The sequence below is a fragment of the Sphingobium sp. C100 genome (genome assembly GCF_000508185.1).
GTDB lineage: Bacteria > Pseudomonadota > Alphaproteobacteria > Sphingomonadales > Sphingomonadaceae > Sphingobium.
The window spans coordinates 1-20057 of record NZ_AYOY01000204.1 but is presented as its reverse complement, the minus strand read 5'-3'; the positions used below and the strand labels follow the sequence as shown (position 1 = coordinate 20057).

Genomic DNA, 20057 nt, shown 5'->3' with positions numbered 1-20057 from the left:
GGCGGCGGCGGCCAAGCCGCGTCTCGATCGACTGGAGCAGCGCCAGCAGGGCGGGGGGCGGCAACGCGCTTTCGACCAGCATCGCGCCGTTGGCGAACCGGCGTTGCGAAGGGCCGAGCGGGGCGGTCATAATGACGGGTGACACCGCCAGCACGCGCATATGCCCGCCGATCAATGCGACCGCTTCCTCGATCAGGCGCGCAGGCGTGCGGCGCGCGGACAGCGGCCGGTTCGACCCCAGCGCCAGCGCATAACCATGGATTTTGCCGCCAAGCCTTGTGTCCGCCATGCCGCAGCGCCTATCTGCTCCGCGTGATCCTGCAAAGCCCCCTTGCCGATAGCGAGCCGCCGCATGACTGCTCGCGCTGTCCCCGTCTGGTCGCCCTGCGGCAAGAATGCCGCGCCGCGCATCCCGATTGGTGGAATGCGCCGGTGCCGTCCTTTGGCGATCCCCAGGCGCGAATCGCCATCATCGGGCTGGCGCCGGGCAAGCAGGGCGCCAACCGCACCGGACGCCCTTTCACCGGCGACTATGCCGGCGACCTGCTGTTCGCGACGCTGGCGCGCCATGGCCTGGCGGAGGGGCGATATGAAGCGCAACCCGACGACGGCCTGATTCTGCGCGACGTCATCATCATCAATTCGGTCAAATGCCTGCCGCCGCAGAACAAGCCGGAACCTGCCGAGGTTCATAATTGCCGGCCGTTTCTGGCGGAAGCGGTGGCGGCGCTGCCCAACGCGCGCACCTTCGTGGCGCTGGGCCAGATTGCGCATCAGTCGGCGGTGAAGGTTCTGGGCGGCAAACTGCCCAAGGCGCGCTTCGCGCATCTTGCCGAGCACCGGATGCCCGACGGCCGGATGCTGATCGACAGCTATCACTGCTCGCGCTACAACCAGAATACCGGGCGACTGACCGCCGACATGTTCGACGCCGTGTTCGCGCGCGCGGTAGAGGTGGCGGCGGCGCAAGCGGGGCGGGGGTAGAAAGCGGTAGCGAGCAAAGGCGGACAGTCGAGCGCGTTAGAATGCTGCTCGAAAATGCCATTCCCATTATCGTCACCCAGCCTGCGCGAACAGGGCACGAAGCGAGCATTGTTATCAATCGATCATTGTCATGCGTATACCGGAAACCGCCGCGTATTTGGAGGGCAGATTGAACGCCAGATAACTAATACTGTCCGGAAGAGACCTTGGCAGTTTATTTTTTGGGGATGGTTTAATGCCTTTCGAGGAAGGACATCGAACCTTCAACGGGGGGGAATTCGGCAACAACAGAGCGAAGGAGGTGTTTGGTTTTGCCCGCACTCACTCCTTCACATTGTGGCTGAAAAATGAACAACCCCCCAACTTTTCCTTGTGAAAAGCTAACCACATTCCATGGTCGGGAATCGTCGATGAAGCCACAACCTTGGGAGAGCGCAAAAGGAAAATCTGACGATAGCGTTCTTGGCCGGAGGCGCGCGAGCATTCTCCTGATAATAAATTGCTTTTCTTTAGAAAGCTGTGTCTGCTGGCGCAGATCGACAAAGTGTTTATCTATGCCTCCGAAACAACAAACGGCACGATCTCGACCTTTTTCGATACTCAGCAGCCCGCTGGCCGATAGCGAATAGGAGAGTGTGGTGGGATAATAGGTGTCATTCTCTTTCCTAAAGAAGAGAGTGATGTCTTCCTGAGCCAGTTCGCTATCTGGTGCGATCTCCCAATCGCCGACCAGACTATACTGTGGATTATCACAGCTTCCCAGCATGCAGAAAAAAGCCGCAGCCAGTAGCATCGTTATTTGCTTCATGTGGGATGCTTACAAGGCGCGCAAAATATCTGCAACCAAGCGATTATTCCCGGACAATTTTTCACCGCACAGCATCAGCTATCACCGATCATCTCCCTAAAAGCGGACCATCCGCAAACCACCTCTTCGTCATCCCAGCGAAAGCGGGGATCTCTTTTCTGTCGCGCGGCAAATGAAGACGTGGGATGCCAGCCTTCGCGGGCATGACGGGGGAGGCGATGTCCACTTCCCATCCATCTCCTCCCGTGAGAATGACGCAATAGAGCCTGCCACCGCCCAATGAAAAAGGGCGGCTCCTTGCGGGGCCGCCCTTTTTCGTAACTCTGTCCGACCGGATCAGCGCGAATAGAATTCGACGACCAGATTGGGTTCCATCTTCACCGGATAGGGCACTTCGTCCAGCGTGGGCACGCGGACATAGCTGACCTTGGCGGCGCCATCGGGCGACACATAGTCGGGGATGTCGCGCTCGGGCAGGCTCTGCGCTTCCAGGACCAGCGCCATGTCCTGCGCCTTCTTGCCCAGCGTGATCTCGTCGCCCGGCTTCACCAGACGCGACGCGATGTTGCACTTCACGCCGTTCACATAGATGTGGCCGTGCGACACGATCTGGCGGGCCGAGAAGATGGTCGGCGCGAACTTGGCGCGATAGACGACGGCGTCCAGGCGGCGCTCCAGCAGGCCGATCAGATTCTGGCCGGTATCGCCCTTCATGCGCGACGCTTCGATATAGTTCTTCTTGAACTGCTTTTCGGTGATGTCGCCGTAATAGCCCTTCAGCTTCTGCTTGGCGCGCAGCTGGATGCCATAGTCCGACATCTTGCCCTTGCGGCGCTGGCCGTGCTGACCGGGGCCATATTCACGCTTGTTGACCGGGCTCTTGGGGCGACCCCAGATATTCTCGCCCATGCGGCGGTCGAGCTTATACTTGGCGCTTGAGCGCTTCGACATGATATAATCCTTCGATATGCAACAACGTTGGTCCCGGTATCGCCTGTTTTCCGTATTTCAGGGACAGGGCCGCTGCTTCACCGGGATGCAGGGCCAATCGCGAAGCGGCGCCTATGACGGCAAGGGGCGGGCATGTCAAGCCCTCGACAGGGCGGCGCGGGCGGCCTAATTCCCCCTGCATGAACTCCGAAAGCTATAGCAGCATGGCAGAGGTGCGCGCCGGCGTCGATGAGATCGACCGCCGGCTGGTCGCCCTGCTGGACCTTCGTTTCGCCCATATGCGCGCGGCCGCGCGGATCAAGCCCGATCGCGGCGCGGTGCGCGATGAGGCGCGCAAGGCGCAGGTGATCGCCAACGCCCGCGCCGAAGCGGAGCGACTGGGCGCGCCCGGCGACGCCATTGCGGCATTGTGGGACCAACTGGTCGAAGCGTCGATCGCCTATGAAATGGCCGAGTTCGACCGGACCCGCGGTTAACGCCCGCTCCGCGCCTGAAACCACGGGATCATCCGCGCGATCGCATCCTTGACCCGGTCGGTCGATACCGCGAAGCTGAAGCGGATGAAGCGATGGCCGTCGACCGGATCGAAATCGATCCCCGGCGCGGTCGCCACGCCGGTTTCGCGCAGCAGCGTCTGGCAGAAGCCCAGACTGTCATTGGTCAGGTGGCTGATGTCGGCATAGATGTAGAAAGCACCGTCCGGCGGCGCGATCCGCGCCAGGCCAAGCGCGGGCAGCGCGTCCAGCAGCAGCGCGCGGTTGCGGCGATAGCTTTCGACATGCCCCTCCAGTTCCCCGGTGCAATCGAACGCCGTCAGCCCGGCACGCTGAGCCAGCACCGGCGGCGTCAGGAACAGATTGCCCATCCGCGCCCGCGCGACGTCGATCAGGGCGGGGGGCACGACAATCCAGCCGAGCCGCCAGCCGGCCATGCTGTAATATTTGGAAAAACTGTTCACGATCACGGCATCGGGCGCAAATTCCAGCATCGAATGCGCGGGTTCGCCGAAGCTGAGGCCATGATAGATTTCGTCGGAAATGATGCGGATGCCGCGTTCCGCGCACAGGGCGGCGATGCGCGCCAGTTCGTCCGCCGGGATGATCGTGCCGGTCGGGTTGGCCGGGCTGGCGAGGATCAGGCCATCGGGCGCGGGGGCGAGCGCGGCCAGCGCGTCGGCGCTGATCTGATAGCGCTGGGCCGGGCCGCAGGCGATTTCGACCGGCTCCAGATAGAGCGCTTTCAGATTATTGCGATAGGCGACATAGCCCGGCCGCGCCGTGGCGACGCGCGCGCCCGGCGCGAACAGGCTGGTCAGCGCCAGCACCAGCCCCGGCGACGCGCCGCAGGTCAGGATCACCTGTTCGGGATCGACCGCAACGCCGTGCCGCTCCGCATAATGGCGCGCGATCCGGTCCTTCAGCGCGACGCTTTCCCAATAGCCCATGGGTTCGGTGTCCAGCACCTGATGCGCCACGGCGATGGCGGCGGCGGGCGCGCCGGTGGATGGCTGGCCGAACTCCATGTGCAGGATCGACCGGCCCTGCGCCTCCAGGGCATGGGCTTCGCGGCTGATGGCGATGGCGTGAAACGGGTCGATCTGCGCTATCATGGCCGCGTGCCTAGAGCGCGCGCGCAACCATGTCGAGTGGGCCGCGTTCAGCGATGATGAACCAGACCCTGTTAACCGTCCTGCAATATTATGGCGCGGGGGCGGCGACGCTCGCGGCGTTGATCGTCTCGCTCAATCTGGGGCGTCGCATCACAGGCTGGGCGTTCGTCCTGTTCGTCACATCCTCGATCGCGCTGATCGCCTGGGGGTTCCTGGATGAAAACAGCGAGGGGATTGGCTGGCAGAATGTCGCCCTGCTTTTCATCAACGCGACCGGCGTGTGGCGCTACCTGATCTCAAAGCATGAGCCGGCAAAGTGACCGTTGCTGTTCACCCTTCCGCGATCCACACCTCGACCGGCACCTTGTCCTGCGACAATGCCAGCCTGATCGGCAGGTCTTTCACCGGGCCACCCGCCAGCGCGCGATCATAGACCGCCTTTTTCGCAACGCCGCCGATCTGAAGGAAGATGTGGCGGCTCTGGAGGATCGCCCTGGCCGTCAGCGACAGGCGCTGGTGCGGCGCGGCGGGCGGCGTGGCCGCGATGGTCAGCGCCTCGCTGGTCAGCCCCTCGGCCAGTTCTTTTCCTTCCGGGAACAGCGATGCGGTATGCCCGTCATCGCCCATGCCCAGCAATATGATGTCGAGCGGCCAGGGCAGGGCGGCAAACGCCGCCTCGACCGCCGGCTGGCCGGCATAGGCGTCCGCCGCCTGCGTTTTCATCGGCACGAACTGCGCCTGCGCCGCCGCGCCTTGCAGCAGCGTCTCGCGCACCAGCCGCTCATTGCTGTCCGCGCTGTCGGGCGCGACCCAGCGTTCGTCCACCAGCGTCACGATCAGCTTGCTCCAGTCCAGCTCGGCCGCGCTCAGCGCCTCCAGCACCGGACGGGGGGACCGCCCGCCCGAAAGCGCGATGCTCGCCACCCCGCGCGCCGCGATGGCATCGGACAGGATGCCGGCGATGCGCGCGGCGATGTCAGCGGCGGCCTGCGCGCCTGTGGCGAAAAGATGTTCGGTGGGCATGGTCACTCCGCATTGTCGGCAACGGTGCAGATGTCCACCCATTGCGCCCCGGTCAAGGCTGCCAGCCGCTCCGGCGTCAATTCGACCGAAGCCGTGCGCGATCCCGCTGCCGGGAACACGGTATCGAAGGCGCGCAGCGATATGTCGCAATAGACCGGCAGCGGCGCGGCGAGGCCAAAGGGGCAGACGCCGCCGACCGGATGGCCGGTCAGTTCCTCCACCTCATGTGCGCCCAGCATCCGGGGCTTTGCGCCGAGCGCGGCCTTGGCCTTGCCGTTGGACAGGCGCGCATCGCCCCGCGCGCAGACCAGCACGACTTTGCCGTCGACGCGCAGCGACAGGGTCTTGGCGATCCGCGCCGGCTCGACGCCCAGCGCGGCGGCGGCATCATTGACCGTCGCGGTGCTGATGCCCTGGTCGATGATCGTCACATCGGGCGCGGCTTCGGCGAAGAAGGCGCGGACGCTCGCCTCGCTCATGCGCGGTCCCCAAGCTGGCGTTCCCAGGCCAGCGCATGGGCGACGATCTGGTCGAGATCGGCGTGGCGCGGCGTCCAGGGAAACGTGCGAAGGATGGCGCTGTTGTCCGAAATCAGCTTGCCCGGATCGCCCGCGCGCCGGCCGGTCATCACCCGCTTGATCGGGTTGTTGGTCGCCCGGTCCACCGCGTCCAGCACTTCCAGCACCGAAAAGCCCCGCCCATAGCCGCAATTGAGCAGATGGCTGCGTTCCGGCTCCGCGATCAGCGCTTCCAGCGCCAGCAGATGCGCGGCGGCCAGGTCGGTCACATGGATATAGTCGCGCACCCCGGTCCCGTCGGGCGTGTCGAAATCATCGCCGAATACAGAGACGCTTTCACGCTTGCCCAGCGCCGCTTCGACCGCGACCTTGATCAGGTGGGTCGCGCCCGCCGTCGACTGGCCGGTGCGTCCCTGCGGATCCGCGCCCGCGACATTGAAGTAGCGCAGCGCGCAGAAATTCATGGGATGCGCCGCCGCCACATCGCGCAGCATATATTCGGTCATCAGCTTGGACATGCCATAGGGATTGATCGGCCGCTGCGGCGTATCTTCCCGCACCGCTTCCACGTCCGGCGTGCCATAGGTGGCGGCGGTCGAGGAGAAGATGAAGTGCGGCACGCCGACCCGCACCGCGCTTTCGATCAGGTCGCGAGTCTTGGCGCTGTTGTTGTGATAATATTTGAGCGGGTTTTCGACCGATTCCGGCACGACCACCGATCCGGCGAAATGCATGATCGCCCGGATGCCATGGTCGCGCAGCGTGGCTTCGACCAGCGGCTGATCGGCTATGTCGCCGCGCACCAGCGGCACGTCATCGGGCACCGCCCAGTCAAAGCCGGTCACCAGATTGTCGATGACGACGACGCCATAACCGGCATCCTTCAGCGCCAGCACGGCATGGCTGCCGATATAGCCCGCGCCGCCCGTCACCAGAACCGTAGGCTTGATGGTCATGCGTCCTGTCTCCCGGTCCCGTTCAATGTCCAGCGTCACCTCTCCACCCTCCACCGTCATGCTGAAACAAGTTCAGCATGACGATGAAGAACGGACCGGAGCGATCGACTAATCGAAAGACGGCCTACAGAACAAGCATTAGCAATTAAACCCTGTCACGCGGCCGCCTTGACCGGCGCCGCCTGATAGAAGGTCGCGCCGCTCGCCGCCATGTCGCGCAGCTGCCGGGTCGGTGCGAAACGCTCGCCATGCGCGGCGGTCAGCCGGTCCAGCACCTCGACCACATGGGCGATGCCGACCGTGTCCATATGGCTGAACGGACCGCCGGTATAGGGCGCAAAGCCCCAGCCGAAGATCGCGCCGATGTCGCCATCCTCCGGCGTTTCCAGCACGCCTTCCTCGAAACAGCGGGCGCATTCGATCAACTGGCGATAGAGGAGGCGTTCCTTGACCGCCTCGACGCCGGGCTGGTCGTCGGCGCGCGGGAACATCTCGCCCAGCGCCGGCGACAAATGCTTTTTCGCGCCTTCGGGATAGTCGTACCAGCCCTTGCCGTTCTTGCGGCCCAGCCGCCCGGCTTCCACCATCTTCACCATGATGTCGTCCGAACCCTGATGGATGTAGGCGTCGCCCAGTTCCTTCTTCGCCGCCGTCATGATCTTGACGCCCAGCTCGATCGACACTTCGTCGCTGACGGCCAGCGGGCCGGTCGGCATACCGAGCTGCTTGCCGGCATTTTCGATCAGCGCCGGATTGACGCCTTCGCCGACCAGTTCCGCGCCTTCCTGCACATAGGTGCCAAAGCTGCGCGAGGTGTAGAAGCCGCGGCTGTCATGCACGACGATCGGCGTCTTCTTGATCTGCGCCACGAAATCGAGCGCCTTGGCGATGGCGGCCGGGCCGGTCTTTTCGCCCAGGATGATCTCGACCAGCGGCATTTTCTCGACCGGCGAGAAGAAATGGACGCCAATGAAATTCTCGGGCTTGCTCCAGGCCTGCGCCAGCCTGGTGATCGGCAGGGTGGAAGTGTTGGAGCCGAAGATCGTGTCCGCGCCCAGCACGGCCTCGACCTGCTTGGTCACTTCCGCCTTGATGCTGACATCCTCGAACACCGCCTCGATCACGAAGTCGGCGCCGGCGAGGTCGGCATAGTCGGTGGTCGGGGTGACGCGGGCCAGCGTTTCCGCCATCTTCTCAGGCGTCATGCCCCGGCCGATGCGCTTGCTCAGCACCGCCTCGACATGCGCCTTGCCCTTTTCGGCATAGGCCTGGTCGCGGTCGAACAGCACGACGTCCATCCCCGCCTGCGCGGCGACGGTGGCGATCCCTGCGCCCATCATGCCCGCGCCCAGCATGGCGAGCTTCTTGGTCGGCGCCTTCGGCTCGTCCTTGGGACGGCGCGCGCCGCGCTCGGCGGCCTGCTTGTTGACGAACAGGGTGCGGATCATGTTGCTCGCCTGCGGGTCGGCGGCGACCTTGGCGAAATATTTGCTCTCGATGCGGATCGCCCGGTCCATCGGCAGGGTGATGCCTTCATAGACCGCCGACAGCAAAGCGATGGGCGCATTCATGTTGCGCTGCGTCTGCTTCAGCGTCATCGGCACCGCGCCGGCCATGGTCTGGACGAAGCCGGGGTTGAAACCGCCCGCGCCGCCCGGCACCTTGAATCCCTTGACGTCCCAGGGCTGGGTGTTCGCGTTGGGGTTGGCCTTCACCCATTCGCGCGCCTTTTCGACCGCGCTGCCCTGCGGCACCACTTCGTCGACCACCTTCATCATCGCGGCGTCGGCGGGACGGAACAGCTTGCCCTGCAACATGTACATCAACGACGCCTGCACGCCCATGATGCGCGGCAGGCGCTGCGACCCGCCGCCGCCGGGGAACAGGCCGATCAGGATTTCGGGCAGCCCAAGCTGCGTCTTGGGGCTGTCGCCCACGATACGGCGATGACAGGCCAGCGCCAGTTCGAACCCGCCGCCGACACAGGTGCCCTCGATCGCGCAGGCGACCGGCTTGCCGCAGGTTTCGAGCCGCCGGAACATCTGGTTGAGCGTAAACACTTCGTCGAAGATCGCGGCCGGGGCAGGGCGCTCGCCGTCCGCGCTCGCCAGCATCGACCCGAAATATTTCAGGTCCATGCCGGCCATGAAGCCGCTGGCCTTGCCCGACGCGATCACCGCGCCCTTGATGCCGTCCTCGGACGCGATGCGGGTGATCGCCGCGTCCAGATCGGCCAGGAAATCTGGGCCGATGACGTTCATCGACTGGCCCGGCACATCGATGGTCAGGGTGGCGATGCCGTCGGCGTCGATGTCGAAGCGGATGGTTTCCATGTCAGTCTCTCCTTGCGTCCGCCGCTTATACGCGCTCGATGATGATACCGGTGCCCATGCCCGCGCCCACGCACAGGTTGATGAGCGCGGTGCCCTTGCCGGATCGTTCCAGCTCGTCCAGCGCGGTGCCCAGCACCATCGCCCCGGTCGCGCCGAGCGGATGGCCCATGGCGATCGCGCCGCCATTGACGTTGATCTTGCTGTGGTCGAGGTTCATCGCCTGCATGTAGCGCAGCACCACCGAGGCAAAGGCTTCGTTCAGTTCCCACAGGTCGATGTCGGCCGTGGTCATGCCCGCGCGGGACAAAAGCTTGCCCGCGACGAATTCCGGCCCGGTCAGCATGATCAGCGGCTCCGACCCGATGGAGGCCATCGCCTTGATCCGTGCGCGCGGGGTCAGGCCATATTTCTCGCCCATTTCCTTGCTGCCGACCAGCACGGCGGCGGCGCCGTCGACGATGCCGCTGCTGTTGCCGGCATGATGGACATGGTTCACCTTCTCCAGCTCCGGGTAACGGAGCAGGGCGACCGTGTCGAAGCCCGGCATCTCCTCGCCCAGCGCGGCGAAGCTGGGCTTCAGGCTGCCGAGCGACTGCATGGTCGCATCAGGGCGCATATGTTCGTCATGGTCGAGCACGACCTGGCCGATCACGTCCCGAACCGGCAGGATCGACTTGGCGAAGCGATTTTCGTCCCAGGCCTGCTTGGCGCGTTTCTGGCTCTCGACCGCATAGGCGTCCGCATCGTCGCGGCTGATGCCGAACTTGGTGGCGATGACGTCGGCGCCGATGCCCTGCGGCGCGAAATAGGTTTTGTAGGCGACCGCCGGGTCCATCGCCCATGCGCCGCCGTCCGACGCCATCGGCACGCGGCTCATCGATTCGACGCCGCCACCGATGGCGAACATCGCTTCGCCCGAATAGACCTTCGCCGCCGCCATGTTGACGGCTTCCAGCCCCGACGCGCAGAAACGGTTGATCTGCACGCCCGGCACGGTCTGCGCATAATCGGCGTTCAGCACGGCGACGCGCGCAATATCCGCGCCCTGTTCGCCAACCGGGCTGACGCAGCCCAGAATGACGTCGTCAACGTCGGCTGTATCGATCTCGCTGCGGTCGCGGATCGCTTCCAGCACCTGCGTCGCAAGCTGAATGGGGGTGATGTCGTGCAGGCCGCCATCGGCCTTGCCCCGGCCACGGGGCGTCCTGACGGCGTCGTAAATATAGGCTTCCATGTCCTCTTCCCTCTCCGTGGGTTGCCCGGTCGGGCGCAGTGGATACAATGACATATGTATTTACGTTTACGTAAAGTGCAAGTGTCTATTGCCATGCTTTCCGCCGCGCCGCCGCGCCGTAACGGCAAGCGATGGGCCGCATCCGCACATGGCGTACAGCTGTCGGGTTCGCTGTCGGTATTAAACCCTTCCGGCGCGAATCTCTACGCCTGTCGGCCCTCCGGCGCGATACAGCGGCGCCCGATCATCCCGCGCCGGACGGACAGAGTGATCATACGGCGAGTCGCGGGTTTGACGCTGCGCCCGAATTCCGCTTCATGGCCCAGGTGTCCGAACCAGAGTCCCTCCCGGAAGCCCCCGAGGCCGCGACGCCATTTTCGATTCCCGTGTTCCGCGCGATCTGGTTCGCCAGCATCGCGTCGAATTTCGGGGGGTTGATCCAGTCGGTCGGCGCGGCATGGATGATGACGTCCCTGTCCGCGTCGCCCTTGCTGATCGCGCTGGTGCCCGCGGCAACGACATTGCCGATCATGCTGCTGTCGCTGTGGGCCGGTGCGGTCGCCGACAATCTGGAACGGCGCAAGGTGATGATCGGCTGTCAGGCCTTCATGCTGCTGGTGTCCATGTCGCTGGCGGCGACCGCCTGGGCCGGGTTGATGACGCCCTGGCTGCTGCTGGGCTTCACCTTCCTGATCGGTTGCGCCACCGCCATCAACGGCCCGGCCTGGCAGGCGTCGGTCGGCGACATGGTGCCGCGCGCGCTGTTGCCCAGCGCGGTCGCGATGAACAGCATGGGCTTTAACCTCGCGCGCAGCGTCGGCCCGGCGCTGGGCGGCGTCATCGTCGCGGCGGCCGGCGCGGCGGCCGCCTTCTTCGTCAATGCGGTCAGCTATCTGGGGCTACTGGTGGTGCTGGCGCGCTGGCGCCCGGACCTGCCGCCCAAGCTGTTGCCGCGCGAACGGCTGGGCGTCGCCATGCTGGCGGGTGTCGGCTATGTGGCTGCGTCGCCGAAGATCAAGCGCGTGCTGTTGCGCAGCGGCGCCTTCGGCATCGGGGCGAGCGCGGTGTCGGCGCTGATGCCGCTGGTCGCGCGCGACCTGCTGGGCGGCGGGGCGCTGACCTTCGGCGTGACCAGCGGGGCGTTCGGCGTGGGCGCGGTGCTGGGCGCATTGTGCAGCCGACAGTTGCGCGCGCGCTTCTCGATCGAGGCGATCGTGCGCTCCGCCGCGCTGGCGCTGGCGCTGGGCACCGCGCTGACCGGCGCGAGCGGCTGGCTGGCGCTGGCGATCCCCGGCTATATGCTGGCGGGCGGTGGCTGGGTGCTGGCGCTTTCGACCTTCAACGTGTCGGTGCAGATGTCCGCGCCGCGCTGGGTGGTGGCCCGCGCGGTCGCGATGTATCAGATGATCGCCTTTGGCGGCATGGCGGGCGGCGCCTGGCTGTTCGGCTGGGTGGCCGAACATCATGGCGTTGTGATGGGTCTCTACGCCGCCGCCGCCGCCCAGTTCGCCGCCGCGATGCTGGGGCTGTGGCGGCCGCTGCCCCAGACCGGCGACGATAATCTCGACCCGCGCGACGACTGGCACGAACCCGACACCGCCGTCCCGGTCGAACCGCGCAGCGGGCCAATCGTCATCACCATCGAATATCGCATCCCGGCCGGGTCGGTCGTGCCGTTCCTGACCGCGATGAGCGAGCGGCGACGCATCCGCCGCCGCGATGGCGCGCATGGCTGGCAATTGCTGCGCGACCTGGGCGAAAGCGACCTGTGGATCGAACGCTATCATGTGTCGACCTGGCTCGACTATATCCGGCACAATCAGCGCCGCACCGTCGCCGACATCGCCAACAGCGACGCCATCCACGCGCTTCATGCCGGGCCGAACCCGCCGGTGGTGCATCGCCGGCTGGAGCGGCAGACCGGGTCGCTGCCGATCAGCCGCGCACCCGATCCGCGCGAAATGGGCGAAGGGTGGATCGACCCCACCCGGTCGAGCTGATCAGGCCGGCGTGATCGGCGAACCGCCCGACAGATCGTCGGGCGTGTCGATGTCGCGCAATATGGCGCCGGTGGTCTCGATCTGGAGCCCATGGCTCAGCAGCGCGCGCGCGCCCTGATCGCCCTTCAATGCCAGCAGTTCGGGAAAATGCTTGCGGCCGATGAAGGCGGGCGGCGAGGAAGAGAAGCCATCGGTGGACGCGACGACCGACCGGATGTCCTCGGCCGCCAGGCAGATATGGTTATAGTGGCTCTGGGGCACGTCGGGCATGTCGGCCAGGCAGATCAGGATGCCGCGGATGCGGTTGATCGGCATCACATGCTCCACCGCGCGGATGATGCTGCCCGATATGCCTTCGGCCGGCCGGTCGTTGACCAGGATGGTGAATCCGCGCCGGTCGAGCTTGCGGTGGATGACCGGCGCCTGGTCGATCGGCCGCGTCACCGCCACCAGTTCGGCAAAGGCCATGGACGCGACCGTTTCCAGCGTGTGCGCCACCAGGGGCTTGCCGCGCAGGTCGGCCATCAGCTTGTCGTCCTCGCCAAAGCGGGAGGAGGTGCCGGCCGCCAGCAGGACGGCCGCGATACGTTCAGTGCGCATGAGAGGCTATGAATGACATTATATGATTTGCGTTCCCGGTTGGCCCGGATGTGCCACCGGGGCGATGTCGTGTCCAGCCAGTCCCGAAAGGACTGGTCATGGCGGACCCCAATCGCCATATGCGGGGCCGACTGTATAAGGAGTGGTCCCGTTCATGGCATATGATCTCGATGCGGAAACCGTCGGCGAAGACAAGGAGCCGGTTCCGGCCGACGTCAGCGAGGCGATCCGCACGTTGATCCGCTGGGCAGGCGATACGCCCGAGCGTGAAGGATTGCTGGAAACGCCCGAGCGGGTGGCGCGCGCCTGGCGCGAATATTGCCGCGGCTATGGTGACGATCCGGCCTATCACCTCTCGCGCATCTTCCACGAAGTGGGCGGCTATGACGATATCGTGCTGCTCAAGGACATTCCGTTCCAGTCGCATTGCGAACATCATATGGCGCCGATCGTGGGCAAGGCGCATATCGCCTATCTGCCCGGCGACTATGTGGTCGGCATTTCCAAGCTGGCCCGCGTCCTGCACGCATTCGCCAACCGGCTACAGGTGCAGGAACGGCTGACGGCGGAAGTCGCCAATTGCATCCAGCAATATCTCAAGCCCCAGGGCGTGGCCGTCGTGATCGAAGCGACCCATGGCTGCATGACGGGGCGCGGCGTGCGCACGTCCAATGTCATCATGAAGACCAGCCGGATGCTGGGCGTGTTCCGCGACGATGAAAAGTCGCGCGAGGAAGTGCTCAAGCTCATCGCCTCATGAGTGAAGCGGAAGAGCCTGGCTATCGCCCGCTGGGCAGGGCGCGGGGCGCGACCGAGCCGGTGGGCAAGCCGCTTGCGCCCAAGCGTCTGGCGCTCGTCACCGGCGGGCATCGGCGGCTGGGCGGGATCATCGCCGCCGCGCTGGCCAAGGCGGGCCATTCGCTCGCCCTTCATGGCAGCCACGACACCAGGCTCGATTCCCATCTGGCGCTGACCCTGGAGGAGGAGGGCACCGAGTGGGACGGCTTCGTCGTCGATTTCGCCGATCCCGAAGGGGCGGAGGAACTGGTGGCGAAGGTCGCGGCGCGTTTCGGCCGTCCGCCCGACATCTTGGTCAACAGCGCCGCCATCTTCGGCCAGGACCGGCTGGACACGGTGACGGCGGACGATCTGATGCGTCATTATGCCGTCAATTGCGCCGCGCCGACCCTGTTGACCAAGGCGTTCGCGACCGTGCCGGCGGGCGCGGGGGATCGCTGCATCGTCAACATCCTCGACCAGCGGATCGACCATCCCCATGGCGACCAGCTGGCCTATACCCTCTCCAAGCTGGCGCTTGCCGGCCTTACCCGCACCAGCGCCACCGGCCTTGCCCCCAAGGTCAGGGTCAACGCCGTCGCGCCCGGCCTGACCATCGCGACGCCCGATTATGACGAGGCGCAGATGGAGCGGCTGGGCGAGCTGATGCCGCTCGGCCGGCTGCCGCAGGCGGACGACATCGCGCAGGCGGTGCTCTATCTGGTCGATGCGGCCGCCGTGACCGGACAGACCCTTTATGTCGATGGCGGCGCGCATATCAGAAGCTATGATCGCGATTTCATGCATCTGTGCCGATAGCAGCGGCATGAATGCAAGGAGGGAAGGGCTGGCCGCCCGCCGCCCGGACCAATAGAGCGATCCCAAATCGAACAATGGAGATGGCGATGACCTATGACATGATTCTGGTCGAACAGCGCGACGCGGTGACGCTGATCACGCTCAACCGGCCGCAGGCGCTGAACGCGCTCAACAGCCAGGTGTTGGCGGAACTGAGCGCTGCCTTCACCGCCTTTGACGCGGACCCCAGCCAGCGTTGCGCGGTGCTGACGGGCAGCGGCGAAAAGGCGTTCGCGGCCGGCGCCGACATCAAGGAAATGGTCGACAAGGATTCGGCCGATTTCTTCCTGGAGGATTTTTTTTCCGGCTGGCAGACCGGCGTGGTCGCGACCCGCAAGCCGTGGATCGCGGCGGTGCAGGGCTTTGCGCTGGGCGGCGGCTGCGAATTGGCGATGATGGCCGACTTCATCATCGCGGGCGACAGCGCGAAATTCGGCCAGCCTGAAATCAAGCTGGGCGTGGCGCCGGGCATGGGCGGGTCGCAGCGGCTGACCCGCGCCGTGGGCAAGGCCAAGGCGATGGAAATGTGCCTGACCGGCCGGATGATGGATGCCGCCGAAGCCGAGCGTTCTGGCCTGGTAAGCCGCATCGTGCCGGCTGCCGAATTGCTGGATGAAGCGCTCAAGACGGCGGCGGCCATCGCATCCATGCCGCCCATGGCCGCGATGATGAACAAGGAGATGGTCAACATTGCTTTCGAAACCGGCCTTGCCCAGGGGCTGCTGACCGAACGGCGCCTGTTCCAGATCCTGACCGCGACCGAAGACAAGAAGGAAGGCATGAGCGCCTTCGTCGAAAAGCGGCCCGGCGTCTGGAAGGGCCGCTGACGCCGACGCTGTTGCCGCACGGCAACAGTTTGGACATTTGTGACGGACATATGGCGGCTTGGCGCATCAGCCTCGTTTCATCGGGCAACTGATAAACGATTGGCATGGTGTGTCGGCACCTGGCCAGCTTCACGGGAGAGGTGCGGCGCCCCGGCGTCGCCCTGATCGGCTCGCAATAGCCAGGGAGCCTTTTCATGTCTGTCACGCCGTCTATTCGCTTGTCCTCGCGCGCCGCGCTGCTGCTGGCCTGCGCCGCCGGGGCGCTGAGCGCCGCCCACGCCCAGGAACCGGTCACGGGCGATGAAGACATGATCACCGTCACCGGCCGCCGCGTCTCCCAATCGTCGGAGGCGATCGGCGAGGACAAGGTGAGCAATGTCGTCGCCGTGACGCGCGAGGCGCTGCTGTCCGCGCCGTCGGGCATTTCGGGCCTCAAGATGCTGGAGCAATTGCCCGGCTTCAATGTGCAGACCGACGGCGCGCTGGGCCTGTATGAATTTGGCAACAGCGTCCAGACCCGCGCCTTCAACCTCGACCAGATCGGCTTCGTGGTCGACGGCATCCCGACGGGGCGCAGCGACGCTTTCGGCGGCAGCCCGGTGTTCCGCTATGTCGACAATGAAAATCTGGGCGTGGTGGAGGCCGCGATCGGCGCGGGCGATGTCGGCCTGCCCAGCTATTCGACGCTGGGGCCGGTGGTGCAATATAACAGCATCGCGCCGCAGGAGGAGATGGGCCTGTTCGTCTCCCAGAGCTTTGGCGACTTCAACATGAAGCGCACCTTCATCCGCGCCAGCACCGGCCGGGTGGGACCGTTCAAGGCCTATGTCAGCCGCACCAAGCTGGACACCGACCTGTGGCGCGGTCCCGGCTCGGTCGATCGCGAACATTGGGAAGCGCAGATCCATGCCGATCTGGGCGGCGACAGCTGGGCGCGCTTCAAATTCGTGTCGAACGACTTTTTCGATTATGACTCGCCGTCGATGTCACGAGCGCTTTATAACTGTGCGGCGACGGATATACTTGGCCGCTGCGGCCGGGACGCGGCCTATATCGAGAATGTGCCCAACACGACGCCGGGCTTCGAGCCGACGGTGCCGGGCGTCTATTATTCGAACAGCAATTATGCGCAGGTCTATAATCTCGCCATCAACGTGCGGAAGGACAAGCTCTATGGTGCGACCTTCCATGCCGGCATCGCCGATGGCGTCTGGGCGGAATCGACGCTCTATTGGGAGGACAAGGACGGCTATGGCGTGTCCCCAGACACCTATGCCAACTCGCTGAGCCGCTACACGGCGCAGGCAGCCGTTGGCCTGCCGGTCGTTGCGCCCAAAGGAATCCAGTTCGGCCGCTCGGGCGTGGGGGGCGATCGCTATGGCATCACCACCAGGCTGCACTGGGAAATGGGCATCAACACGGTCGAGACCGGCATGTGGGCGGAGGTCGACAAATATCATCGCACCCAGGCGCGCTACAATACCGTGGACGGTGCCCCGGACGGCGCGCCGTTGCTTGACGAACTGGTCTATCTGCGCCGCGATTATCGCTCCAAGCGCGACACGCTCCAGATTTTCCTGAAGGACACGCTCAAGCTGGCGGATGAGCGGCTGGTGCTGGATCTGGGCTTCAAGGGCCTGATGATGGATTATCGCTACAGCGGCTATCGCGATTTCGCCGATTATTATCTGACCGTCGGCGGCGTCGCCGTGCCGGGCTATGGCCCCAGCGTCAACCGCGCCCAATATCGTGACATGTTCCTGCCGATGGCGGGCCTGCTCTACAAGATCGACGGCCGCACGCAGGTCTTTGCGTCCTATGCCGAAAATATGGCGCTGCCCAAGGGGCTGGACGATATCTACTCCGCGATCCGCGCCGGCGGCGCGCTGGTGCCGCAGCCTGCGCCGGAACGCTCGACCAACATGGAACTGGGCATCCGCACCAATCAGGGGCAGCTCTACGCCTCGCTCGCGGGCTATTACACGAAGTTCAAGAACCGCATTCAGTCGATCACCACCATCCTGCCGGGCAGCGGCGGGGCGGCGACCGAGACTTTCTACCAGAATGTCGGCCGGGTCCGCGCCTATGGCGTCGAATTCAGCGGCACCTACAAGCCTGCCTTCCTGGACGGCCTTGCCTATGGCAATATGAACGTCACCTACAACAATGCCAAGTTCAAGGACGACATTCCCGCCGCCACGCCGATCGAGATTGCGGGCAAATATATCCCCGACAGCGCCAAGTGGATCATCAGCGGCGGCGTGACCGTCGAGCCGGCAAGCTGGCTGGTCGCGAATGTCTCGGGCAAATATACCTCGGAGCGCTGGTCGACTTTTACCAATACGCCGGGATCGAGCGTGCCGGGCTTCACCGTGTTCAGCGCCTATGTCGATGTTGGCGACGGCTGGAGCTTCGGCCCGGTCAAGAGCGTGAAAGCGCGGTTCAACATCGATAATCTGTTCGACAAGGACACGCTGTCCTACATCTCTTCGTCAGTGACCGGTGACGGCTTCTTCCGGCCGCTCAGCCCGCGCACCTTCCAGTTCACCATCTCGGGTGAAATCTGATGCGCAAGGCTTTGTTGACGGGCGCGGCGCTGGCCGCGCTGCTCTCCGCCCCCGTTGCCGCGCAAGTGTCGAAACAGGTCTATCAGTTGCACCAGAAGCTGCTGACGCTCGACACCCATCTCGACACGCCCGCCTCGCTCGACCTGCCGGGCTGGTCGATCGAGGAGGAACATGACGTCCTGCATGATTATACCCAGGTCGATCTGCCGCGCATGAAGAAGGGCGGCCTGGATGGCGGCTTCTGGGCGATTTACACGAGCCAGGGGCCGCTCACGATCGAGGGTTTCCACAAGGCGCGCGACTTCGCGATCATGCGCGGCCTGTCGATCCGCAACATGGTGGCGGCCGACCCCGCCAATTTCGCGCTGGCGACAGAAGCGAAGGACGCCGCGCCGATCGCGGCGGCGGGCAAGCGGGTCGTCTATATGTCGATCGAAAATGCCTATCCGCTGGGTGAGGATGTCTCGCTGCTCGACACCTTCTACGCCATGGGCGTGCGGGTCGTGGGCTTTGCCCATTTCGCGCATAACCAGTTCGCCGACAGTTCGACCGACCCATCGGGCAAGCCGCGCTATGGCGGCCTCAGCCCGCTGGGCAAGGAACTGCTCAAGGAAATGAACCGGCTGGGCGTCGTGCCGGACGCCTCGCACAGCAGCGACCAGGTGCTGGACGATCTGCTTGCGCTATCGACCACGCCGGTGCTGCTGACCCATTCGGGCTGCAAGGCGGTCTACGATCATCCGCGCAACATCGACGACGCGCATCTCAAGGCGCTGGCGGCCAAGGGCGGCGTCATTCAGATGAACGCCTATGGCGCCTATCTGCGCGCGTCGAAGCCCAACCCGCAACGGCAGGAAGCCCTCAAAGCCCTCTACGGCCAGATGCGCGAAGGCGCGAAACTGTCGGCGGAAAAACGCGCCGAACTGCTGGCGAAGCGGCAGGAGATCGACAAGCTCTACCCCGACACCGACCGGCCGGGCTTCGACGATTTCATGAAGCATATGCTGCACGCGCTGGAGGTCGTCGGACCCGACCATGTCGGCATCGGTGCGGATTGGGACGGCGGCGGTGGCGTCGTCGGCATGGAGGATGTCGCCGACTTGCCCAAGATCACCGCCGCGCTGCTCAAGGCTGGCTATAGCGAGGCGGACGTGCAGAAAATCTGGTCCGGCAACGTGCTGCGCGTGCTGGCGGCTGCGGAGGCGGCAAAGGGGAAATAAGGATCATCCGTTCGCTTCGAGCGTGTCGAAAAACCTGTCTCGACGTCGCTCGAAGCGAACGGCATTCATCATTTGCCTTCGAGCATCTCGATCATCAGCGAGAAGTCGCGACCCGCTTCGCCCTGGTTGGCGAGCATCTGGTAAAGCGCTTCGGCGGCGTTGCCCATCGGCACAGACGCGCCGACCGAAGCGGCGGCTTCGCTGGCGAGCTTGAGATCCTTGAGCATCAGACCGACCGCAAAGCCGCCCTGATAGCCATTGTCGGCCGGGGTCTGCGGGCCGACGCCGGGCACCGGGCAGTAGCTGGTCATCGACCAGCTCTGGCCGGACGACACGCTGGAAATATCGTAAAAGGTCTGCGGATCGAGGCCGAGTTTCCTGGCCATGGCGAATGTCTCGCAAGTGGCGACCATGGTCGCGCCCAGCAGCATGTTGTTGCAGATTTTCGCGCCCTGGCCGTTGCCCGCGCCGCCCGCGTGGATCACCGCCTTGCCCATCGCGCTCAGGATCGGCCGGGCCCTGGCGAAAGCCGCATCCGCGCCGCCCACCATGAAGGTCAGCGTGCCGCCATTGGCCGCCGCGATGCCGCCCGAAACGGGAGCGTCGACCATTTCGAACCCCTGCGCGGTCGCCGCCTCGATCACGCGGCGCGCGGTGGCGACGTCGATGGTGGAACAGTCGAGGAAGAGCGCGCCGGGCTTGGCCGCGCCGAACACCTCGCCGGTATAGACGCTCTCCACATGCTTGCCCGCCGGCAGCATGGTGACCACGGCATCCGCGCCGGCGGCGGCG

At 64.9% G+C, this 20057-nt stretch carries 20 protein-coding genes; 9 read left to right on the top strand and 11 right to left on the bottom strand.

The features are described from left to right. On the bottom strand, window positions 1-289 hold a 289-nt coding region (locus C100_RS45865), incomplete at its 3' end, for a 2-amino-4-hydroxy-6-hydroxymethyldihydropteridine diphosphokinase (protein WP_024021921.1). A gap of 23 nt (window positions 290-312) precedes the next feature. Here C100_RS45865 and C100_RS45860 point away from each other — a divergent pair. Beyond that, complete coding sequence (locus tag C100_RS45860; RefSeq protein WP_031310309.1) at window positions 313-984, top strand: uracil-DNA glycosylase; 672 nt, start codon at window positions 313-315, stop codon at window positions 982-984. Between the two features lie 232 nt (window positions 985-1216). Here C100_RS45860 and C100_RS48470 read toward each other — a convergent pair whose 3' ends face one another. Further along, window positions 1217-1792, bottom strand: coding sequence for a hypothetical protein (locus tag C100_RS48470; RefSeq protein WP_152536541.1), 576 nt, complete (start codon window positions 1790-1792; stop codon window positions 1217-1219). A gap of 336 nt (window positions 1793-2128) precedes the next feature. Next, window positions 2129-2743: a 30S ribosomal protein S4 gene (rpsD, locus tag C100_RS45855; protein ID WP_024021919.1), complete on the bottom strand. Its 615-nt coding sequence runs from the start codon at window positions 2741-2743 to the stop codon at window positions 2129-2131. 179 nt (window positions 2744-2922) lie between these two features. Between rpsD and C100_RS45850 the strand changes: the two genes are divergently transcribed. Continuing rightward, entirely contained in the window at window positions 2923-3219 is a 297-nt protein-coding gene (locus C100_RS45850) for a chorismate mutase (RefSeq protein WP_024021918.1), read from the top strand. On the opposite strand, the gene C100_RS45845 is transcribed toward C100_RS45850, so the two are convergent. After that, complete coding sequence (locus tag C100_RS45845) at window positions 3216-4352, bottom strand: pyridoxal phosphate-dependent aminotransferase (RefSeq protein WP_024021917.1); 1137 nt, start codon at window positions 4350-4352, stop codon at window positions 3216-3218. The genes C100_RS45850 and C100_RS45845 overlap by 4 nt on opposite strands. A gap of 56 nt (window positions 4353-4408) precedes the next feature. On the opposite strand from C100_RS45845, the gene C100_RS45840 reads away from it, so the two are divergent. Further along, window positions 4409-4672: a hypothetical protein gene (locus C100_RS45840; RefSeq protein ID WP_031310308.1), complete on the top strand. Its 264-nt coding sequence runs from the start codon at window positions 4409-4411 to the stop codon at window positions 4670-4672. Between the two features lie 10 nt (window positions 4673-4682). Here C100_RS45840 and pgl read toward each other — a convergent pair whose 3' ends face one another. From pgl to C100_RS45815, 5 genes are all read right to left on the bottom strand, one after another. Continuing rightward, complete coding sequence (gene pgl / locus C100_RS45835; RefSeq protein WP_031310307.1) at window positions 4683-5375, bottom strand: 6-phosphogluconolactonase; 693 nt, start codon at window positions 5373-5375, stop codon at window positions 4683-4685. 2 nt (window positions 5376-5377) lie between these two features. Continuing rightward, the gene (locus C100_RS45830; RefSeq protein ID WP_024021914.1) at window positions 5378-5854 is read right to left on the bottom strand and encodes a YbaK/EbsC family protein; all 477 of its coding nucleotides are present in this window, start codon (window positions 5852-5854) and stop codon (window positions 5378-5380) included. Then, complete coding sequence (galE, locus tag C100_RS45825; RefSeq protein ID WP_024021913.1) at window positions 5851-6849, bottom strand: UDP-glucose 4-epimerase GalE; 999 nt, start codon at window positions 6847-6849, stop codon at window positions 5851-5853. Before galE ends, C100_RS45830 begins: the two co-directional genes overlap by 4 nt. Window positions 6850-7004: 155 nt before the next feature. Beyond that, window positions 7005-9182 carry a 3-hydroxyacyl-CoA dehydrogenase NAD-binding domain-containing protein gene (locus C100_RS45820; protein WP_024021912.1) on the bottom strand — a complete coding sequence of 726 codons (2178 nt, stop codon included), beginning with the start codon at window positions 9180-9182 and terminating at the stop codon, window positions 7005-7007. Window positions 9183-9207: 25 nt separating this feature from the next. Beyond that, window positions 9208-10416 (bottom strand): acetyl-CoA C-acetyltransferase, encoded by a 1209-nt coding sequence (locus C100_RS45815; protein WP_031310306.1) that lies wholly within the window; start codon window positions 10414-10416, stop codon window positions 9208-9210. A gap of 317 nt (window positions 10417-10733) precedes the next feature. On the opposite strand from C100_RS45815, the gene C100_RS45810 reads away from it, so the two are divergent. Beyond that, a complete protein-coding gene (locus C100_RS45810) occupies window positions 10734-12416 on the top strand; it encodes an MFS transporter (protein ID WP_031310304.1) in 1683 nt (560 codons plus the stop codon). Here the strand turns inward: C100_RS45810 and C100_RS45805 are convergent, their stop codons facing one another. Further along, complete coding sequence (locus tag C100_RS45805) at window positions 12417-13016, bottom strand: nucleotidyltransferase family protein (RefSeq protein ID WP_024021909.1); 600 nt, start codon at window positions 13014-13016, stop codon at window positions 12417-12419. A gap of 154 nt (window positions 13017-13170) precedes the next feature. Here C100_RS45805 and folE point away from each other — a divergent pair, with 154 nt between their 5' ends. From folE to C100_RS45780, 5 genes are all read left to right on the top strand, one after another. After that, window positions 13171-13776, top strand: a complete 606-nt coding sequence (gene folE, locus C100_RS45800) for a GTP cyclohydrolase I FolE (protein ID WP_024021908.1) — start codon at window positions 13171-13173, stop codon at window positions 13774-13776. Next, complete coding sequence (locus tag C100_RS45795) at window positions 13773-14612, top strand: SDR family oxidoreductase (protein ID WP_024021907.1); 840 nt, start codon at window positions 13773-13775, stop codon at window positions 14610-14612. Before folE ends, C100_RS45795 begins: the two co-directional genes overlap by 4 nt. A gap of 86 nt (window positions 14613-14698) precedes the next feature. Continuing rightward, window positions 14699-15478, top strand: coding sequence for an enoyl-CoA hydratase-related protein (locus tag C100_RS45790; RefSeq protein WP_031310303.1), 780 nt, complete (start codon window positions 14699-14701; stop codon window positions 15476-15478). Window positions 15479-15672: 194 nt separating this feature from the next. After that, a complete protein-coding gene (locus tag C100_RS45785; protein WP_031310302.1) occupies window positions 15673-18045 on the top strand; it encodes a TonB-dependent receptor in 2373 nt (790 codons plus the stop codon). Continuing rightward, a complete protein-coding gene (locus C100_RS45780) occupies window positions 18045-19265 on the top strand; it encodes a dipeptidase (protein WP_024021904.1) in 1221 nt (406 codons plus the stop codon). The genes C100_RS45785 and C100_RS45780 overlap by 1 nt, the downstream gene beginning before the upstream one ends. Before the next feature lie 68 nt (window positions 19266-19333). Here C100_RS45780 and mmsB read toward each other — a convergent pair. Then, window positions 19334-20057: 3-hydroxyisobutyrate dehydrogenase (mmsB, locus tag C100_RS45775; protein WP_024021903.1), on the bottom strand; the 724-nt coding region annotated here is incomplete at its 5' end.